The 19139-nt window shown below is 67.7% G+C and carries 19 protein-coding genes; 16 read left to right on the top strand and 3 right to left on the bottom strand.

Going from position 1 to position 19139, the window contains the following annotated elements; genetic code table 11:
* Positions 1-15 precede the first annotated feature (15 nt).
* The 11 genes from ACH46_RS09510 to ACH46_RS09565 all read left to right on the top strand — a co-directional run bounded on the left by ACH46_RS09510 (position 16) and on the right by ACH46_RS09565 (position 8086).
* On the top strand, positions 16-1296 hold the full coding sequence (locus ACH46_RS09510; RefSeq protein WP_062392683.1) for an AAA family ATPase: 1281 nt from the start codon (positions 16-18) through the stop codon (positions 1294-1296).
* 191 nt (positions 1297-1487) lie between these two features.
* Positions 1488-1742 carry a hypothetical protein gene (locus tag ACH46_RS09515; RefSeq protein WP_062392684.1) on the top strand — a complete coding sequence of 85 codons (255 nt, stop codon included), beginning with the start codon at positions 1488-1490 and terminating at the stop codon, positions 1740-1742.
* Between the two features lie 3 nt (positions 1743-1745).
* A complete protein-coding gene (locus ACH46_RS09520) occupies positions 1746-1982 on the top strand; it encodes a hypothetical protein (protein WP_062392685.1) in 237 nt (78 codons plus the stop codon).
* 223 nt (positions 1983-2205) lie between these two features.
* Positions 2206-2457: a hypothetical protein gene (locus tag ACH46_RS09530; protein ID WP_062392687.1), complete on the top strand. Its 252-nt coding sequence runs from the start codon at positions 2206-2208 to the stop codon at positions 2455-2457.
* Positions 2429-3016, top strand: a complete 588-nt coding sequence (locus ACH46_RS21950) for an HNH endonuclease signature motif containing protein (RefSeq protein ID WP_082399554.1) — start codon at positions 2429-2431, stop codon at positions 3014-3016. The genes ACH46_RS09530 and ACH46_RS21950 overlap by 29 nt, the downstream gene beginning before the upstream one ends.
* Positions 3013-4488, top strand: coding sequence for a terminase large subunit domain-containing protein (locus tag ACH46_RS09540; RefSeq protein WP_062392689.1), 1476 nt, complete (start codon positions 3013-3015; stop codon positions 4486-4488). The genes ACH46_RS21950 and ACH46_RS09540 overlap by 4 nt, the downstream gene beginning before the upstream one ends.
* A gap of 13 nt (positions 4489-4501) precedes the next feature.
* Complete coding sequence (locus ACH46_RS09545) at positions 4502-5869, top strand: phage portal protein (RefSeq protein ID WP_062392690.1); 1368 nt, start codon at positions 4502-4504, stop codon at positions 5867-5869.
* Positions 5866-6384 carry a hypothetical protein gene (locus ACH46_RS09550; protein ID WP_120298713.1) on the top strand — a complete coding sequence of 173 codons (519 nt, stop codon included), beginning with the start codon at positions 5866-5868 and terminating at the stop codon, positions 6382-6384. Before ACH46_RS09545 ends, ACH46_RS09550 begins: the two co-directional genes overlap by 4 nt.
* Before the next feature lie 157 nt (positions 6385-6541).
* Positions 6542-7372 carry a phage major capsid protein gene (locus ACH46_RS09555; RefSeq protein WP_045538003.1) on the top strand — a complete coding sequence of 277 codons (831 nt, stop codon included), beginning with the start codon at positions 6542-6544 and terminating at the stop codon, positions 7370-7372.
* A gap of 79 nt (positions 7373-7451) precedes the next feature.
* Complete coding sequence (locus ACH46_RS09560; protein WP_062392691.1) at positions 7452-7769, top strand: hypothetical protein; 318 nt, start codon at positions 7452-7454, stop codon at positions 7767-7769.
* Entirely contained in the window at positions 7769-8086 is a 318-nt protein-coding gene (locus ACH46_RS09565) for a head-tail adaptor protein (protein ID WP_045537999.1), read from the top strand. The genes ACH46_RS09560 and ACH46_RS09565 overlap by 1 nt, the downstream gene beginning before the upstream one ends.
* Positions 8087-8523: 437 nt before the next feature.
* Here the strand turns inward: ACH46_RS09565 and ACH46_RS09570 are convergent, their stop codons facing one another.
* The 3 genes from ACH46_RS09570 to ACH46_RS09580 all read right to left on the bottom strand — a co-directional run bounded on the left by ACH46_RS09570 (position 8524) and on the right by ACH46_RS09580 (position 13275).
* Complete coding sequence (locus tag ACH46_RS09570; RefSeq protein ID WP_062392692.1) at positions 8524-9525, bottom strand: alpha/beta hydrolase; 1002 nt, start codon at positions 9523-9525, stop codon at positions 8524-8526.
* 178 nt (positions 9526-9703) lie between these two features.
* Entirely contained in the window at positions 9704-11434 is a 1731-nt protein-coding gene (locus ACH46_RS09575; protein ID WP_236995117.1) for an ABC transporter ATP-binding protein, read from the bottom strand.
* A 68-nt stretch (positions 11435-11502) separates the two neighbouring features.
* On the bottom strand, positions 11503-13275 hold the full coding sequence (locus tag ACH46_RS09580) for an ABC transporter ATP-binding protein (protein ID WP_226995825.1): 1773 nt from the start codon (positions 13273-13275) through the stop codon (positions 11503-11505).
* A 177-nt stretch (positions 13276-13452) separates the two neighbouring features.
* Between ACH46_RS09580 and ACH46_RS09585 the strand changes: the two genes are divergently transcribed.
* From ACH46_RS09585 to ACH46_RS09605, 5 genes are all read left to right on the top strand, one after another.
* The gene (locus ACH46_RS09585; RefSeq protein WP_226995826.1) at positions 13453-14784 is read left to right on the top strand and encodes a glycosyltransferase 87 family protein; all 1332 of its coding nucleotides are present in this window, start codon (positions 13453-13455) and stop codon (positions 14782-14784) included.
* 61 nt (positions 14785-14845) lie between these two features.
* Complete coding sequence (thrS, locus tag ACH46_RS09590) at positions 14846-16948, top strand: threonine--tRNA ligase (RefSeq protein ID WP_062392694.1); 2103 nt, start codon at positions 14846-14848, stop codon at positions 16946-16948.
* Positions 16945-17472 carry an ATP adenylyltransferase gene (locus tag ACH46_RS09595; RefSeq protein ID WP_062392695.1) on the top strand — a complete coding sequence of 176 codons (528 nt, stop codon included), beginning with the start codon at positions 16945-16947 and terminating at the stop codon, positions 17470-17472. The genes thrS and ACH46_RS09595 overlap by 4 nt, the downstream gene beginning before the upstream one ends.
* Before the next feature lie 10 nt (positions 17473-17482).
* On the top strand, positions 17483-18172 hold the full coding sequence (pgsA, locus tag ACH46_RS09600; protein WP_062392696.1) for a phosphatidylinositol phosphate synthase: 690 nt from the start codon (positions 17483-17485) through the stop codon (positions 18170-18172).
* Between the two features lie 4 nt (positions 18173-18176).
* Positions 18177-19133 carry a phosphatidylinositol mannoside acyltransferase gene (locus ACH46_RS09605; protein WP_062392697.1) on the top strand — a complete coding sequence of 319 codons (957 nt, stop codon included), beginning with the start codon at positions 18177-18179 and terminating at the stop codon, positions 19131-19133.
* The last annotated feature ends 6 nt before the right edge of the window (positions 19134-19139 follow it).

Genomic DNA, 19139 nt, shown 5'->3' on the forward strand with positions numbered 1-19139 from the left:
CCCGGAGGTGAGCGCGTGACCAAGGTGACTCTGGCCCACCCCGACAACCCCGGCGAGTCCGCGGACGTGTCCGGCGTCGTCGCCAAGGAGATCGAGTTCCACAAGGCCCAGACCAAGCGCGCCAAAGACGAGTTCCGCAAGCACAAGGCCAGCGTCTACGAGACCGAGAAGCTCCGCGACGAGGCGCGCGAACGGATCAAGGCCGAGAAGGCCCAGAAGAAGGCCGAGGCCGCCGGTATCGCCTCGGTCCGGGACCGGCTCATGTCGGTGGACGCGTTCATGGACGCCGAGGCACCGGACGCGCTGGTCAAGGATGTCCTGGACGGTGGCGGCCTCTCCATGCTCATCGGGCACCGAGGCACCTACAAGACCGCCATCGCGCTGGCCATGTCGCTGTGCATCGCGTGCGGCATCCCGTGGGGTGCTCACCGCACCGAGCGCGGCCGGGTCCTGTACCTGGTCGGTGAGGGTGGCGGCCGAGCGTTCGGTATCCGCCTGGAGGCCTGGCTCTCACACCACGGGATCACCCGCGACGAGATCCGCCCGTGGTTCATGGGCCTCAACGGTGCCGCGCCGTTCATGTCGGCCGCGTGGGACGAGCTGGTGGCCTACGCCAAGGAGTTCGGCCCGTCGCTCATCGTCGTGGACACGCTGGCGCGCCACCAGCTCGGCCTGGAGGAGAACAGCAACTCTGACGCGTCCGAGGCTGTGAACAAGGCCGACCACCTCCGAGCCCAGACCGGCGCGGCCGTCATGGTCCTCCATCACCCGCCCAAGGGTGGGACCAGCGGCCGCGGAGCCGGTGCCTGGGAGGGTGGCGCGGACTCGGTGTTCCACCTGGAGAAGGACGCGCCGGTGGACGGCCAGGTGGAGATGACCACGACGAAACAGAAGCACCGGCCGGAGACGGGACGATGGGCGTTCCGCATCGAACAGGTGGAGGTCCGGGAGAACGGCACCTGGCCCACCTCCATGGTCCCGGTCCACGCCGATCCGTTCGTGGTGGACGCGGCCGCCGAGGAGGCCAAGGCCGCCAAGGAGACCGCGCTCCAGGCCGAGGTTCTGGAGTACCTCCGAGGCCGCCAGGACGCGGACATGTCCCCGAACAAGACCGAGTTCCGCAAGCACTTCGAGGAGACCAAGCGACGGGAGGCGGCCCTGGGCGCGCTGGAGAAGCTCAAGCTCCGCGGGGAGGTCGAGTTCGTTCCAGGCAAGGGGCGCGCCGAGATCATCCGCGCCGTCACCGACGCCAAGATCCTCCCCTTCCAGGCATCGGCGGAGGGAGTCGATGCCTAGCTATCCGCGCTCTATCCGCGCAAACCATCCGCGCAACCGACGCGGACCTTAGCGCGGATAGATCACCCGTCTCACCAGCACAAACAACCCTATCCGCGTATCCACGCTTATCCGCACAACATCCGCGCAACTATCCGCGCTATCCGCGCGGGGTCTGTAAGACCCCGAGTGGTGGATAACAACGGTGGTGGATGACCAACCAGAAGGACAACCCCGTGAAGAACACCTACAACAACGTCATCCCGGCAGCATTGGGGACCACTGCCTACGTCCGGCGGACGGACGTAGCAGTTTCGTCCACCCACACCGTGGTGGCCTGGGCCTCGGTGAACGGCGGACCCATGGAGGCATTGATCGACGTGAACGGGACCGGTGAACTGACACCCGTTTCAGAGCTTCGGCAGACCACCGAGGACCTGTTCATCGACACGCCCGACGAGGACTGAACCATGACCACCTCCACCGACCCGATGACCCCGGCGGACTCCCACCAACAGATGGAGTTCAACGTGGCAGATCCCAACCGGGCCGCGGCCCGTATCGCGGCCAACCTCGCCAACGGCACCGTGCCTCGGGAGACATCCCGCTCGGGCCTCGGTGACCAGCTCGGCGTCGGCCGACCCCGACGACGGCGCGGCCGGTCCGAACAGTCCAAGGCCTTGGCCGAGCAGGTGATGGACCAGTGAGCGCCGAGCCTGCCCTCCCGTCGATCCCTGGCGTGGACCCCAAGCGCCGACACCGGGGAGATCCAGCGGCCGAGGAGGTCCTCGCCATCCGGGAGTGGGCCGAGGAGCTGGCCTCCATCGCGGACGCGTGGCTGGCTGGCCGGGAGGCTCTCCGAGCACGCCAGGCCGAGGAGGCCGAGGCCCGTGAGTACCGGGCAGCAACCGAACTATCAAGGAGCACACCGTGACCGAGATCAACCGACAGGCCTACCGCGACGCCATGGCCTACCTCTACTGCAAGATCCGCAACGACCAGGAGGGCATGGCCACCGTGGCCGCGGGCATGGACCCCGGTCCCACCCTGGACGCCATGGCCGACATGAGCCTGGGTATCGCGTCCATCGCCACCGAGGGCCAGCCCACCCTCTGGCTCAACGTGGTGAGGGACCAGCTCGACGCGCTGCTGGATGAGCTGGAGCGTGGTGGCCTTGCTTAGGCCATGCACGTCGTGCGGTGAGCCTCACGACGGCGCTGGCCGGTGCTCGGACTGCCGTCGTGAGGCCGACACGGCACGAACAAGGACCAGAGACTCCTCACGTGCTCATCAAGGGACCGCCCGGTGGACCCGGCTCTCGGCTCGGCTCCGCCGGTCCTCACCGTTCTGTGAGCGGTGTGGCTCCACCCGGAGCCTGGAGGTGGACCACGTCCTCCCCGTCGTGGAGTTCCCCGAGCTGGTCTACTGCCTGGAGAACCTCCGGGTCCTCTGCCGCCGGTGCAACCGCTCCCGTGGTCATCGGTGGACCCGTGAGGAGGCCGTGGTGGTCCTGGAGCGCCTGGAGAGCGCCTATCGACGCCGACCCACCCTGACCCTCCGGGAGGCCGTGAACGTCGCTCTCCGGGCCGCTGAGGGTGGGGAGGGACCCCATGCCGGACCCGGCCAGCCTCCGCCGGTTAGCCGCGAAACGCGTTACACACCCCCATGGGGTATAGCGACCAGGCAAAACGTAGACGCGTCTCATATAGTGGGACGCACAGACCAGGAGGTGAGAGCGTGAAGGCTGGACCCAAGGCCGCGGTGGACCCGACGCCGCTCCCGTTCCGACCGCGCAAGACCGGCGCGGCTCGGCTGGCCGCGTTCTGCCAGAAGTTCATCAAGACGCCGAAGGGCACCGGCGCGCTCAAGCCGATGAAGCTCCGGCCGTGGCAGATCGACCTAGTCGGCTCGGTCCTGGACGCCGAGGTCCAGCCCCGGACCGCTGGGTGGATGTTGCCGCGTGGACAGGGCAAGAGCACGCTCATGGCGGCCTGGGGAGTCTACGAACTGTTCACCGGCCCCGAGGGTGCCAACATCTGCGTGGTCGCCGTGGACGAGCGCCAGGCCGGGATCGTGTTCGGCATCGCGCGCCGCATGGTGGAGTTGGACCCCGAGCTGGCCAGCCGGTGCCAGGTGTTCAAGGAGCGCCTGGTCATTCCCGGCCGTAACGCCGAGTTCTCTTGTCTCCCAGCAGAACCCAAGCGCCTGGAGGGCCTGGACTACACCCTGGCCATCCTGGATGAGGGTGGCGTGGTCACCCGCGACACTTATGAGGTCCTCACCCTCGCCCAGGGCAAGCGGGAGCGGTCCTCCCTGGTGGTCATCGGCACGCCGGGACCCAACCCTCACGACAACGTCCTGGCCGATCTACGGACCTACGCCGCCGAGCACCCCGACGACAGCACGATGGTCTGGCGGGAGTTCTCCGCCGATGAGTTCATTGACCACCCTGTGGACTGCCGTCACTGCTGGGCCTTGGCCAACCCCGCGCTCGGGGACTACCTCCATGAGGACGCCATCGTGGCGCTCCTGCCTCCGAAGACCCGTGAGGCGACGTTCCGGCGCGCTCGGCTCTGCCAGTTCGCCACCGAGGAGGACGGCGCGTTCCTGCCTCGGGGACTCTGGGATGGCCTCTCCACCGGCGTCGGGGTCCCCGATGGCGTGGACGTGGTCCTGGCGCTGGACGGATCGTTCTCCGACGACACCACCGCGATCTTGGTCGGCACCGTGAGCCAAGAACCTCACTTCGATGTCGTGGCGACCTGGGAGCGACCGACCGGCGACGAGAGTTACCGCGTGCCGGTGGCCGAGGTGGAGCAGATGATCCGGGACTCCTGCAAGCGCTGGAAGGTCACCGAGATCATCGCGGACCCGTTCCGCTGGACTCGGACCCTCCAGGCCTTGGAAGCCGAGAGCCTCCCGGTGGTGGAGTTCCCTCACTCCCCGTCACGCCTCACCGCGGCCACCGGGGACCTCTACAGCGCGGCCACCAACTCCCGGATGACCCACTCGGGAGATCCACGCCTGGCGGCCCACATCGCCGCCGCGGTCATCCAGGAGGACGGCCGAGGGATGAGGTTGGCCAAGGCCTCCCGCAAGCGCAACGCCCGCAAGATCGACCTGGCCGCGTGCCTGGTCATGGCCCACTCCCGAGCGACGTGGCGGGCCACCCGTAAACCCAAGCGTCGCCGTGTCAGATCGTTTGCAGCATAAGGAGACTCACACCGTGAACGAACCCACCAACATCGAACTGGACCAGGCCCTCAACGTCCGAGCGCCCGCGCTCCATCGCCTCGGCCAGTACTACGCCGGGGAGCAACCTCTGGCGTACCTGTCCCCGGAGGCCCGTAAGTCCATCGGCCAGCGGTTCGACCGGATCGCGGTCAACCTCCCGCGGCTGGCCGTCTCGGCCATCGCGGAGCGCCTCCGGGTCACCGGATTCACCGACGCCCAGGGCAAGCGGGACGCCACCCTCTGGGACGCCTGGGTCCGCTCGGATCTGGACCAGACCTCTCCCTCGGCCCACCGTGAGGCTCTGGCGCTCGGTGAGGCCGCGGTCATCGTCTGGGCACGCCCGGACGGCAAGGCCTCGGTGTCCATCGAGTCCGGCCGCCAGGTCGCAGTTTTCCGGGACGCCGGTACCCGTGAGGTACTCGCCGCGGTCAAGCGGTGGACCGAGCTCCGCCCGGACGGCACCGAGGGAGCCACGCGGTGGGTGGTGTACCGGCCGGACCGCATTGAGCACCTCATCGGGGACGGCGCGCAGATCACCGCGGCCACGGTGGTCCAGACCGTGGACAACCCGATCATGGCCGTCCCCGTCGTCCCGCTCACCAACGCCGACCGTCCGCTGGACATGTTCGGGGTCTCGGAGTTCTCCGACTTGGTCCCGGTGGTGGACGGGATCAACAAGCTGACCGCGGACATGATGACCGCCTCGGAGTACGGCGCGCGTCCCCGACGATGGGCCACCGGCCTGGAGCTGGCCGAGGAGCCGCGTCTGGACGACAACGGGGACCCTGTCCTGGATGAGGACGGGGAGCCCATCGTGGACGTGGTGAACCCCGTCTCCGAGACCGACCGGATGATGGTCAACGAGGCCGCAGAGGGCAAGTTCGGCCAGCTCCCCGGCGCGGATCTCACCGGGTATGACGTGGCCATGCGGTCCTTGCTCCAGCAGGCCAGCGCGGTGAGCGGCCTCCCCGGCCACTACCTCGGCCTCAACTCCACGGTCCCGGCGTCGGCCGACGCCATCCGGGCCGCGGAGGCCGCGCTCACCGCGCGCGCCGAGGCCCGCCAGGCCGTGTTCGGCCGAGCCTGGGAACAGGTCGGCCGCCTCATCCTGGCCGTGGAGAACGGCGGAGAGGTCACCGACTACTCGCCGCGCGTCCAGTGGGCCGACCCCGCCACCCGCTCGGCGGCCCAGGAGGCCGACGCCGTCGTGAAGCTCTATCAGGCAGGCGTGCTGACTCTGGAGGAGGCACGGACCCGCCTCGGGATCGACAACCCCGACCAGGGACCCACCCAGGCACCGGCCGCCGGACCGACTCCGGCAACTGAGAGCGCAAACGTGACCGAGGAGGCCGCCGCGTGAACACCGACGACGACAAGACCACCGACCAGACCGAGGACCAGGGTCCCGACACCACCGCCGAGGCACCAGAAACCCCGGCCGAGGACCAGGAAAACCCAGGTCAGAGCCCCGAAAACGTCACTGTGACGGAACAGTCCGAGGCCTCGGATACCGAGGAACAGGCCGATGAGGACACCTCGGAGCCCGCCGAGGACGCCGACACGTTCCCCCGCGCGTACGTGGAGGAGCTCCGCAAGGAGTCGGCCGGGTACCGGACCCGCGTCAAGGACCTGGAGACCAAGCTCCACCGGCTCCAGGTGGAGCAGACCGGCGCGCTGGCCGACCCGGCAGACCTGGAGTTCGACGCGGCCCACCTGGAGAGCCCCGAGGCCCTCCAGGCCGCTATTGAGGAGCTCCTGGCCGCCAAGCCTCACCTCAAGGCGCGCCGGTTCGCGCCGGACGCCGCCGCCCAGGGAGCCAAGGCCTCGGCCTCCAGCGGGGTGGATCTGCTCGGGATCTTGCGCCAGAACGCCTAGACAGAGCCACCCAACGGTCCCCGTCCTCATTGCCGAGGACGGGGACCGTCTCATATAGTGAGACGTAACGCCCAGGTGGCGAGATTCTCACCGCAGAGCGGGCCAGGTGCTCCAGACGCGGAAACCGTTCCGTCCCTTCATATCTGGAGACATTCCCATGACTGAAACCACTGCAACCAACGGCGCACTCCTCAAGGAACAGGTCGCCAGCCTCCTGGTCCAACCTCTGGAGGCCGCCTCGGTGGTCCTGGCCGCCGGACCCAAGATCTTCGACTCCTCGGAGCCGCTGCGTATCCCGCGGGTGACCGCCGGTGCCTCGGTCGGCTGGGTCGGTGAGTCCGAGCTCATCCCCGCCGGAGACGTGGAGTTCGATGAGATCAACCTCATGCCCTCCACGCTCAAGTCGATCAAAACCCTCATCAGGTTCTCGAACGAACTGGCCCGCCAGAGCGTCGTCGGCCTGGACGCCGTTCTCCGCCAGCGCTTGGTCACCGACGTGGCCAACAAGCTGGACGACGCGCTCCTGGGTGGCGACGGCGCGGCCAACACCGTCACCGGCCTCATCAACCAGACCGGCGTCTCCACCGGCGTCCTGGACGTGACCGAGCCGGACTCGCTCCTGGACGCGCTGGCCGTCGCCGCCTCGCATGAGATCGCGCCGACCCACTGGATGATCTCCGGTGCCGACTTCTACGCCTTGAGCAAGATCAAGGACGCCGATGGCCGCTACCTCATCACGCCGGACCTCACGGCCGAGGGCAAGCGCACCCTGTTCGGCGTCCCGGTCATCGTCACCAACAAGCTGGCCACCGGCAAGGCCATGCTGGTGGACATGAGCAACGTGGCCGTGGTCCGCGACCTCCAGCCGAGCGTCACGGTCCTCTCGGAGCGTTACGCCGACTACGACGAGCAGGCCATCCGCGTGGTCACCCGCTACGATCTCGGCCTCCTGCACCCGGAGGCCGTCACGGTCCTCACCGCGGCCTGATCGGCCCATGAACTGGCCTCGGCCGGAGGTTGTCACGTTCCTCCGGCCGGGGCCTTTCCACTAGGAACAGGAGGCCGAGATGGCCGTCACCAACACTGATCTGGTCAAGTGGCTCGGGGCCGACACCACCGACACCGCGCTCATGGCCCAGGCCACCCAGGCCGTCACCATGGCCTTGGCCATGTGCGACGCCTACACCCGCGGAGCTCACCTCAAGGCCGATGGGTCCACCCGTCCCGGCGTGGACGCCGTGGTCCTCATGGCCTCGGCGCGCATGTTGGCCAACCCCGAGGGACTCAAGTACGCCACCGGCGTCGTGAGCTTCTCCGACGCGTTCAACGGGTTCACCCTGGCCGAGCTGGCCGTCCTCAACCGATACCGCCGGAGGGCCGCGTAATGCCTCGGCTACTTCTCCGGGACTCGGTCACCCTCAAGATCGGTGGAGGTCGGGACGAGAATGACGACCCGATCCCGACCCAGAACGTCCCCGTCCGGGCCGCGGTCATCCCGATCTCCGGCACCGAACAGGCCCAGCGCGGCCGGTCCACGTCGCTCACCACCTACCGGCTGGTGGTGGCCGACGCGCGCATTGAGCAAGTCACCACGGTCATCTGGCGGACCAAGACCTACACCCTGGAAGGTCTGCCCATGCCGTACCGCGTCGGCGGCCGACACCATCATTACGAGGTCCTCATGTCGCTTGGCCAAGGGTGAGATGATGTAGGCACAACTGAATCGGAGGCCGGAAGGTCTCGCCACGCTGACAAGGCCCGGACCTCATCGAGATCCGGGCCTTTGTCGTGGACACGTTCTGGACACACATTGTGTCCAAACGGGTCCAAAACCGTCTAACTCGGTCCAAGTGTTTGGCCAGGTCAGAGTACATATCGCCAGGTCCGCGCGGTGGCGTTTTCCCGTTCACACCGGGAAGGTCGCTGGTTCGATCCCAGCCGGGACCACAACGGAAAGGCCCGCAGGCGACTGCGGGCCTTTCCTCGTATTGATGGCCGGCTTGTATTCGTGGCCGGTTCGAATTCATGCGGCGGTTCAATAGTGAGCGCTGGGACCCTGCGGTCACGATCGCAGGGTCCCAGCGCTCACAGCAGTCCGGAGATTTGCTCGACCGGACTGTCAAAGGCCGGCGGAACGGGTTACGCGCCGATGCTCCGCGCGAGCTGCGGCCACGACTTGTGCAGCTGATCCTGCCAGTAGTGCCAGGAGTGCGAGCCCGCCGCGGGCCGGTCGACGGTGGCCGGGATGTGGAGGTCTGCGAGCTTGGATGCGAGCATCTCGGTGCAGACGCGAGTGGCGGCCTCGATGGTGCCGCCGACGACGATCTGATCACTCAGTGTGTCCGGGTCCGGGGTGTAGGCTGGCGTGTCGTACTTTCCGGGCACGCCGGTCGCTGCACTCAGGTAGAGCGACAGGCCCTTCAACTTCGCGGCGTTGACGATCGGATCGTGCTCCTTCCACTGACCGCCCTCGTACGGTCCCCACATGTTCTCGGGGTCGGCGCCGCCGCGGCTCTTGACGACCATGCGGATGTACATCATGCCCATGTCCGACGACGAGCTCGCGCAGCCGCTGTACGAGCCGACTGACTTGTAGAGGCCCTTGTGCTCGATGGCGAGGTTCAGGACCGACGTCGCCGACGAGGAGATGCCCGCGATCGAATTCTTGCCGTTCGTCTTGTACGTGGAGTCGACGACCGACGGAAGCTCCTTGCCGAGGAAGGTCGACCACTTGTTGACGCCGAGCTTCTTGTCGGCGTTCACCCAGTCCGTGTAATAGGTGTAGGCGCCCTGCATCGGCGTGATGACGTAGACGTTCTTGTTCGCGAAGAACTTCTTGATGTCGGTCTTGGCCTGCCAGCTGGCGGAGTCCTCGCCGCCTCCGGCGCCGTTGAGCAGGTAGAGCACACCCGCCGGTTTGTCGCGGTTCTTCGGCAGCAGGACCGACAGCGGGATATTGCGATTCATGGACGCGGAATGGACCACGATGTCCGCACTCTGTGCTCCGGTTGAGGTGGAGGAGACCAAGCTGGTTCCCGGTGCGGCCGAGGTGACGGCAGGGGACGCGGTGGAGGCGAGTAGGGCCGTTCCGGCAGCGATGGACACGGCTGCGGCGACGAGCCGACGAGGCGAACGAATCACGATGTTGTCAATTCCTTGGTGGTTTAACTGGCCCGGCAAGGGGAGTGGATCAAGTGTGCCGATGCCGACATATCGTGACATGTCGGTGATGTGAAGTACATTCGCGATCGTCGTTTGACACGGGACACACGGGTAGTTGGCACAAACAGAGGACACGGGGTCGAGGAGTGCTGTCCGGCTATTCCGGGGGAGACACCCCGTACAGCCGCGCGAACTCACCGCCGGCGGCGAGTAGTTCGTCGGCAGTTCCGTGCTCGATGATCCGGCCGTCCGCGAGCACGGCGATGCTGTCGGCGGTCGCGAGAGTGGAGTAGCGGTGCGTCACGATCAGGGTCGTCGTGCGATGCCGGAGCGCTTCCAAGCCGCGGCCGATGACCAGCTCTGTGCGGGGGTCGGCGGCGCTGGTGGCCTCGTCGAGAATGAGGATGTCCGGATCACCGGCGAGGGCGCGTGCCACAGTCAGCAACTGCTTCTCGCCGGCGCTGATGATGTCGTTGTCGCCGGAGACGTCGGTGTCGCGGCCGTTCGGGAGTCCGGCTAAGAGCAGGTCGATCATCCAGCTGTCTGGGACCCGCCCCTCCTTGGTGCCGAAGTCGACGTTCTCTCCCGCGGTCCCGCTGAACAGCCACGGGTCCTGGGTCACGACGGCGAGCTGCGCGCGCACCCGGCCCCGGGCCATGTCGGCGATGTCTTCGCCGTCGATCGTGATGACACCGGCCGACGGCTCGACGAATCGCTGCAGCAGGCTGGTGATCGTGGTCTTGCCGGAGCCCGTCGCACCGACCAGCGCGGTGGTGCGCCCGGCGGCCAACTCCAGGTCGACGCCCATCAAGACGAGCTTGTCGTCGTACCCGAAGTGCACGTCGTCGAAGACGATGCGCGGAGGCATGCGGTGGCGCCCGGGTGATGCCACCACGGGGTCGTCGACCGCGGGTCCGTCCTCCTCAGACTCGCCGAGGAATGCACGGACGCGCCCGAACGAGATGAACCCGGACTGGAGTCGGGGGAGAGTGCTGGTCAGCTCGGAGATCGGGGACGACAACTGCTGTGCGTACATGACGACCGCCTGCAGGACGCCGAGCGTGACCGCGCCCTCGAGCATTCGGAGGGCACCGAGCACTGCGATGACTACGAACACGATCGCATTGAGAAACGTGAGGGTCGGCGTCAGTGTGGCGCTCCACGTCTGTCCGGTCTGACCGGCACGTTGCAAGCGGTCGTTCAACTCGTCGAACTCGGCGGCCGTCTGCCGATCGCCGTCGTAGGCGGCGATCATGTCGCGGGCGCTGTAGACGTCCTCGACATGCGCCGTGATCGCGGCGGTCGTCTTCCACTGCCGCTCCATGTGAGGTTTCGCGAGGCGCAGCACGACGATCGCGAGGACCGTGGTGACGGGGATCGTCGCAAAGATGATGAGCGCGAAGAACGGCGAGATGACGAGCAGCATGGTCGCGACAGCGAGGATCGTCAGGATCAGAACGGGCAACTGGACGAAGATCGGGCCGATCACCGACGAGAAGTTGTCGACGTCGACGGTCATCGCGTTCAGCACCTCGCCGCGGCGCCGCCCTTCGAGCGCCGCGACGGGAAGCCGGTGGATCTTGTTCTCGACTCTCTCGCGGATGCGTCGGATTGCCCGCTGAACTGCGGTGTTGACGAGTAATCCGCCGCAGATCCGACTGGAGGTGAGGACGACGAGCGCGACACCCACGACGGCGGCGACCGCCCACAGGCTGTGCCAGTCGATTCCGACACCCGCGTGTGCGCCCAAGCGGTCGGCGATGTCGCCGAGGTCGCCGGCACCGTGGGCCAGCTTGGTGCCGACCACGCCCGAGAAGATGATGTCGGTCATCCGCGCCAGCAGCAGCGGAATGACGACCGACGTCGCCGCAGCGATCAGTGCAAGCACCAATGCGAATGTGAGACGCCGATCGGAACCGAGGAACGCGCGGACCTCGCGCACCGCTTGAACGACGTTCATCGCGTACCAGCCGGGGTCGACGCGGTCGGAGCCTGGGCGTCGGCGAACTCGCGGTACACGGCGCAGCGCTGCACCAGCTGTTCGTGCGTGCCGATGTCGACGATGGTCCGACCGTCCAGAACGGCGATCCGTTCAGCGGACCGAACGTTCTCGATCTGCTGGTCGGCGATCAGAATGGTCGCGTCGGGAAGTGTCTCGCGGACACCGCGGAGCACCGCGTCGGCGGTGCTCCGGTCCATCGCCGAGAAGGCCGCGTCCAGGCAGAGGACACGCGGATTGCGGACCAGAGCCCGTGCGATGGCGAGACGCTGCCGCTGACCGCCGGAGAAGTTGGCTCCCCCCTGAGCGACCTCCGCGTCGAGCCCGCCGCGGTCGACCACGGTCTCTGCCACCTGCGTCGCTTCGAGTGCTCGCCACAATGCGGCGTCGTCCGCCTCAGAGGCACCGAGTCGCAGATTCGAGGCGACGGTGCCCGCGACCAACGCGCGACCCTGCCCGACGTGTGCGACGGCCGCGCGCAAGTCGGCGAGCGGCCAGTCTCGCGTCGACAGCGCGCCCACGTCGACCGTCCCGGACGACGGGTCCAGGAGTCGCGGGACCAGGGAGATGAGGGACGACTTGCCGCTCGAGGTGCTGCCGATGATCGCCGACATCGATCCCGCACGACAGTGGAACGTCGCGAAAGCGACTGCCGGATGCTCGGCGCCCGGGTACTGCACGGACACGTCCCGGAACGAGAGTGGCAGGCGTCCGGCGCGGGCCAGGCGCCCCTCGTCGGGGAGGCCCGACGGCTTCTCGAGGACCTCGTTGAGGCGGTCGGCGCTGACCCGGGCCCGCGGGAAGACCGCGGCCAGGGTGATGAAGAGGGTGATGCCGACGACGATCTGGCTGAGGTACCCGGTGAACGCCGTCAGCCCGCCGATCGTGAGCTGCCCGTCCTCGATGAGACGGGCACCGAACAGGCTGGTCGCGACGATCGCCACGTTGGAGATCAAGAGGACGCCGGGCAGCAGCATCAACTGGATCGCGCCCACCCTTCGGGCGACGTCGGTGAGGTCGCGGTTGGCGTCGTCGAATCGCGCGCTCGCAGTGTGCTCCCGTCGGAAGGCGCGGATGATCCGGGTTCCGCCGAGTTGCTCGCGCAAGACGCGGTTCACGGTGTCGACGGCGATCTGCAGCTTCGACACGAGGGGAGTGACGAAGTTCACGAAGACGCCGACACCGATCCCGAGCACGATCGCCGTGACCACGATCACCGGAGCCAGGTCGACGGAGACCTGCAGGGACAGGATGACGGCACCGACGGTGATGATCGGCGCCGTGACCGCGACGCTGGTGGTCAGGAAGATGGCCTGGGTGACGACACCCGTGTCGAGGGACGTCCGGGTCAGCATCGTCGGGGTGCCGAGCTCCTGGTAGGCGGCGGTGGAGAAGTCGGTGGCACGCCGGTACACGCGACTGCGGAGGTCTGCGGCGGCGCGTGTGGACAGCGCCGAGCCCAGGGCGATCGCCGCGAGCGAGGCCACCAGGCCGCCGATCGCGACACCGAGCATCACCGATCCCATCCGCTCGATGTACGGGATGTCGCCGGCGATGACGCCGTTGTCGACGATCGCTGCGTTGAGCGTCGGCTGCGCGAGACTGGCCGCCATCGCGACCACCTGGGCGACCACCACGCCGACGAGCAGCTTCACGCGACCGCGGAGTGCGATACCGCCCAGTCGACGCAGCGAGCGGCTCTTCGGCCGGCGGTCGGCAGGGTGCTTCACGGCGTCGAACTCCCTTCAGACGCTGTCGTGCGAGCGACCGACACGGCGTCGGTACGTCGAGGATCGCGGAGACGGAACTCCACGGATGGAATGAACCGGTCCTCAGTCAGGATATTAGGGGTCCCGCACCGGTCACGTCGCCGGTCGGCCATGTCGTTCAAGCCGTATCATCACCGAGTGAAGATCAGCGGAGCGACGACGCGCTCGGTGACATGGTCGATGGTGGTTCTCGCGGCAGTGGGTGCTCTCCTGATCGTGGCGTGGCAGATCTGGGTGGTTCCGATCAACCATCCGGTCTACGGCTTGTTCAACATGAACATCGACACCCGCGTGTACCGCGGCGGTGCGATCGCCGTGTGGGACGGCCATCCCCTCTACAACCTGCCGGTGTACAAGGTGTGGCAGTTCACCTACACGCCCTTCGCCGCGATCATCCTTGTACCGCTCGCATGGATGCCCGAGCACACCGCGCAGTTCGTCTGGAACATCGGCAACGTCATGTGCCTGCTGGCCCTGGTCGGGGTGTCGCTGCGTTCGCTGCGATTCCGGATCGACGGTCGGTTCATCGCCTTCACCGTTCTGTTCGCGATCACGGTGATCGGCCTGGAACCGGTCCACACCACCTTCTGGAACGGGCAGATCAACCTGGTCCTGGCGCTGATGGTGATCGGCGACCAGATGCGGCGCAGTGAACGGCTGCGCGGCATCGGCATCGGCCTCGCTGCCGGAATCAAGCTCACACCGATCTTCTTCACCGCGTACCTCATCATCACGAAGCAGTGGCGCGCTGCGGTCACCGCCGTCACCGTCTTCATCGGAACGATCCTGATCGGTCTCTTCGTGCTCCGCACCGAGGCCTGGAACTTCTGGACGACGACCCTCACCGAGACCGGTCGGATCGGCCCGCTCGACCACCCCGCCAACCAGTCGCTGAACGGGTTCTTCGCACGCCTGGTCCCGATGGGGTTGGGGCACACACCGAGTTGGTTGTGGATCCCGACAGGCCTCGTCGTGGGCCTGCTCGGGCTGTGGGCGGCCTTCGCCGCGCACAAGGCGGGGCAGGAGCTCCTCGCCCTCACGATCACCGGCATGACCTCGTGCGCGGTGTCGCCGTTCTCGTGGGGACACCACTGGGTGTGGGTGGTGCCGCTGCTGCTGATCGCCGTGACGTACTGCGTCGAGCGGACCGACCGTCGTCGTCCGCTCACGTGGCTCTGGTGGGCGGCTCCGGTCGCCGTCATCGGGTTGACGTTCACCTGGTGGCATCGCGTCGTGACCGTGACGCCGAGCGGACACGAACGCCTCCGATTCACCTTCGGGGTGTTCCGGTTCATCCGGGCGCCGGAGGGCCCGGAGTGGGAACTGCCGTTCCGCTTGATCGGCAGCGGCGCCTACATCCTTCTCCTTCTGTTGGTGATCGCCGTGACGCTGTGGGTGTGCGACGGATGGCGCGCGATACGATTCAACGCGAACAGCACTCCGTCCACACCGGTGACCGAAGTGCAGTGAGTCGACCGTGACCACGGTCGGCGCAAACCACCCGTCGACATCGAATCGAGGAGCCACCGCCGTGCCCGACAACGTCGCGTCCGCTGAAAGAGTCCGCCTGCCCGAGACCATCCGGGTTCCGGCGGGCACTACCGCGGGCGCCGCGATGCGGGATGCCGATCTGCCCGACGGTGTGGAACTGCCGAACAAGGGCCCGCAGGCCATCGTCGTCGTGCGCGAGGCCGACGGCACGCTCCGCGACCTCTCGTGGGCGCCGTCCGTCGACACGCACGTCACTCCGGTCCCCGCCGACTCCGACGAGGGTCGCAGCGTGATCCGTCACTCGTGCGCGCACGTCCTGGCGCAGGCCGTCCAGGATCTGAACCCGACGGCGCACCTGGGCATCGGTCCGCCCATCACCGACGGCTTCTACTACGACTTCCAGGTCGAGGATCCCTTCACGCCCGAGGACCTCAAGGCCCTCGAGAAGCAGATGAAGAAGATCATCAAGTCGGGCCAGCGGTTCTCGCGCCGCGTCTACGAGTCCAAGGACGAGGCGCGCGGCGAACTCGCCAACGAGCCGTTCAAGCTCGAGCTGATCGACGACAAGGGTGCGGCCGACGACGACGAGATCATGGAGGTCGGCGGCGCCGAACTCACGGCCTACGACAACCTGAACCCGCGGACCGGCGAGCGGATCTGGGGCGACCTCTGCCGCGGTCCGCACGTGCCGACCACCAAGTACATCTCCGCGTTCAAGCTGACCCGCAGTTCCGCCGCCTACTGGCGCGGCGACCAGAGCCTGGCCGGCCTGCAGCGCGTGTACGGCACCGCGTGGGAGTCCACCGAGGCGATGGACCTCTACCTGGACCGGCTCGCCGAGGCCGAGAAGCGCGACCACCGACGCCTGGGCACCGAGCTCGACCTCTTCAGCTTCCCGGACGAGCTCGGGTCGGGCCTGCCGGTCTTCCACCCCAAGGGCGGCATCATCCGCAAGGAGATGGAGGACTACTCCCGCGAGCAGCACGCCGCCGCCGGGTACGAGTTCGTCAACACCCCGCACGTCACCAAGGGGCATCTGTTCGAGGTCTCCAAGCACCTCGACTGGTACGCCGACGGCATGTTCCCTCCGATGCATCTCGACGCCGAGTACAACGAGGACGGCACGGTCCGCAAGCCCGGCCAGGACTACTACGTCAAGCCGATGAACTGCCCGATGCACAACCTGATCTACCGGTCGCGCGGGCGCAGCTACCGCGAACTGCCGCTGCGGCTGTTCGAGTTCGGCTCGGTGTATCGCTACGAGAAGTCGGGCGTCGTCCACGGATTGACCCGCGCCCGCGGCTTCACGCAGGACGACGCGCACATCTACTGCACGCAGGAGCAGGTGGTCGAGGAGCTGACCGGCACCCTCAACTTCGTCCTGCAGCTGCTCAAGGACTACGGCCTCGACGACTTCTACCTGGAGCTCTCGACCAAGGACCCGGAGAAGTACGTCGGCTCCGACGAGGTGTGGGAGGAGGCGACCGAGACCCTCCGCAAGGTCGGCGAGGCGTCGGGCCTGGAGCTCGTGCCGGACCCCGCCGGTGCCGCGTTCTACGGCCCGAAGATCTCCGTGCAGGTCAAGGACGCGCTCGGTCGCACCTGGCAGATGTCCACCCTGCAGCTGGACTTCTTCGAGCCCGAGCTGTTCGAGCTCGAGTACACCGCGAACGACGGCACCAAGAAGCGCCCGGTGATGATCCACCGCGCACTGTTCGGGTCCATCGAGCGGTTCTTCGGCGTGCTGACCGAGCACTACGCGGGCGCGTTCCCGGTGTGGCTGTCGCCGGTCCAGGTGGTGGGCATCCCGGTCGCCGAGGCCTTCGCCCCGCACCTGCAGACCGTCGTCGGACGCCTCAAGAACCGCCGCGTGCGCGCCGAGGTCGACTACTCCGACGACCGCATGCAGAAGAAGATCCGCAACCACACCACCGCCAAGGTGCCGTTCATGCTGCTCGCCGGCGAGCGCGACGTGGAGGCCGGCGCGGTCAGCTTCCGCTTCCGCGACGGCACCCAGCTCAACGGCGTGCCGGTCGACGAGGCCATCGTCGCCATCGACGAGTGGGAGGAGTCGCGCCGCAACGACTCGCCGACCGCCGAGACCATGCAGCAGTTCCTGGACGCGGCCCGGAAGCGCCGATGACGGATCCGGATCACCTGCAGCGGCTGTGGACGCCGCACCGCATGAGCTACATCACCGCCGCCGCGCCGAAGAAGCCGGTCGACGGCGGTGAGCTCAGCGGGCACCCGTTCCTCGACATCCCCCGGATGTCCGACGAGGACGGTCTGATCGTCGCGCGCGGCGAGTCGGTGTACGCGGTGCTGAACCTGTACCCGTACAACCCGGGCCACACGATGGTGGTGCCGTACCGCCAGGTGGCGGACCTGGAGGATCTGACTCGCGCCGAGAGCGACGAGCTGATGGCGTTCACGCAGCGGATCATCCGGACCATCAAGGCCGTGTCGCGGCCCGACGCGTTCAACGTCGGCCTCAACCTCGGCGCTGCGGCGGGCGGCTCGCTGTCGGAGCACATCCACCAACACATCGTGCCGCGGTGGACCGGTGATGCGAACTTCATCACCGTCGTCGGCGACACCAAGGTGCTTCCGCAGCTCCTCCAGCAGACGCGCGGCCTGCTGGCGCAGGCGTGGAACGAACTCCACTAAAGGACCTCACATGCTCAGCATTCTCGGACGCGCCTCGGTCTCCAAGGTCACCGCGCCGATCGGCAAGGCGCTGATCAAGACCGGTCTGACCCCGGACGTCATGACGATCGTCGGCACCGTCGTGACCGTCGGCGCGTCGATCGCCCTGTTCTCGCAGGGCTACCTGTTCGCCGGCGCCCTGGTCACGTGGGCGTTCGTCATGTTCGACATGCTCGACGGCGCCATGGCCCGGGCCCGCGGCGGCGGCACGCGATTCGGCTCGGTGCTCGACGCCACCTGCGACCGCATCGCCGACGGCGCGATCTTCGGCGCGCTGGCGTGGTGGGCTGCCTTCGTGGAGCCCCACAAGCCGCTCGTGATCGCCACCCTGATCTGCCTGGTGACCTCGCAGGTGATCTCGTACGCCAAGGCGCGCGCCGAGGCGGCGGGCCTGTACGGCGACGGCGGTCTCATCGAGCGCCCCGACCGGCTGATCATCGTCCTGGTGGGAGCGGGCTTCACCGACTTCCCGGGGCTGCACTGGAGCTGGGCGATCCACGTCGCGATGTGGATTCTCGCCGTCGCCTCCGTCATCACCGTGGGGCAGCGGATGTGGTCGGTCTACACCTCGCCGGGTGCCCGCGACCTGATCCCGACGGTGAAGAAGCCGGGCGACGACGGCCCCGCAGACGACGCCGACGAGTCGACGAACGAGGGCTGAACCGGTGCTGGGAAAGCTCACCGACTACGCCGCCGACCTCGGCTACCGCGCCGGGTGGGCGGCGGTTCGCTACGCGCCCGAGCAGCTGGCACGGGGCCTCTTCGACGTCGTCGGCACCGCGGCGGGACGCCGCAATGGGGGACCGGACCAGCTCCGGAAGAACTTGGCGCGCGTCATCGGCACCGCTCCCGAGGACGTGCCGTCCGGGCTCGTCGAAGAGGCCATGCGGTCGTACGCGCGGTACTGGCGGGAGGCCTTCCGTCTGCCGACCACCGATCCCGCGGAGATCGTCGCGAGCGTCCGGATGTCGGACCACGACCGGCAGGTGGTCGACGACGTCTGCACGTCCGGCCGGGGTGTCGTCATGGCTCTGCCGCACTCCGGTAACTGGGACGTCTGCGGCGTCTGGCTGGTGGCCCACTACGGCCGGTTCGCGACAGTCGCCGAACGGCTCAAACCCGAGTCGCTGTTCGACCAGTTCGTCGAGTACCGCGAATCTCTCGGATTCGAAGTCTTCCCGCTGACGGGTGGCGAACAACCGCCGTTCCAACTGCTCGCCGAGCGACTCCGGGACGGCGGCATCGTCTGCCTGATGGGCGACCGGGACCTCTCGCACAGCGGAGTCCCCGTCGACCTGTTCGGCGAACGCACCCGGATGCCCGCGGGACCGGCGAAACTCGCGATCGATACCGGTGCGCACCTGCTGGCGGTGCATCACAGCTATGTCGACGAGAACACCTCGCTGCTGCGGTGCGGCACCCTCATCGACACCTCGGGCGGCGTCCAGGCGGCCACGCAGGCGCTCGCCGACGCCTTCGCCGAGGGCATCGCGTCGGCACCCGCCGACTGGCACATGCTGCAACCGCTGTGGGAGAGCGACTGGTCGCAGGCTCGTCGCGAGCGGCTGGGCGTCGATGGGAACACAGCGGACGACGACCCGGCCGACAGCGGGCAGGGCTAGGCCGCC

Origin of the sequence: Gordonia phthalatica (genome assembly GCF_001305675.1) — a bacterium.
Classification (GTDB): Bacteria; Actinomycetota; Actinomycetes; order Mycobacteriales; family Mycobacteriaceae; genus Gordonia; species Gordonia phthalatica.

What these genes read in the sequence shown, in the direction of transcription:
- ACH46_RS09515 (WP_062392684.1), top strand. Translation starts at nt 1,488, where the DNA reads ATGACCAACCAGAAGGACAACCCCGTGAAGAACACCTACAACAACGTC.
- ACH46_RS09520 (WP_062392685.1), top strand. Translation starts at nt 1,746, where the DNA reads ATGACCACCTCCACCGACCCGATGACCCCGGCGGACTCCCACCAACAG.
- ACH46_RS21950 (WP_082399554.1), top strand. Translation starts at nt 2,429, where the DNA reads ATGAGCTGGAGCGTGGTGGCCTTGCTTAGGCCATGCACGTCGTGCGGT.
- ACH46_RS09555 (WP_045538003.1), top strand. Translation starts at nt 6,542, where the DNA reads ATGACTGAAACCACTGCAACCAACGGCGCACTCCTCAAGGAACAGGTC.
- ACH46_RS09560 (WP_062392691.1), top strand. Translation starts at nt 7,452, where the DNA reads ATGGCCGTCACCAACACTGATCTGGTCAAGTGGCTCGGGGCCGACACC.
- ACH46_RS09565 (WP_045537999.1), top strand. Translation starts at nt 7,769, where the DNA reads ATGCCTCGGCTACTTCTCCGGGACTCGGTCACCCTCAAGATCGGTGGA.
- ACH46_RS09595 (WP_062392695.1), top strand. Translation starts at nt 16,945, where the DNA reads ATGACGGATCCGGATCACCTGCAGCGGCTGTGGACGCCGCACCGCATG.
- pgsA (WP_062392696.1), top strand. Translation starts at nt 17,483, where the DNA reads ATGCTCAGCATTCTCGGACGCGCCTCGGTCTCCAAGGTCACCGCGCCG.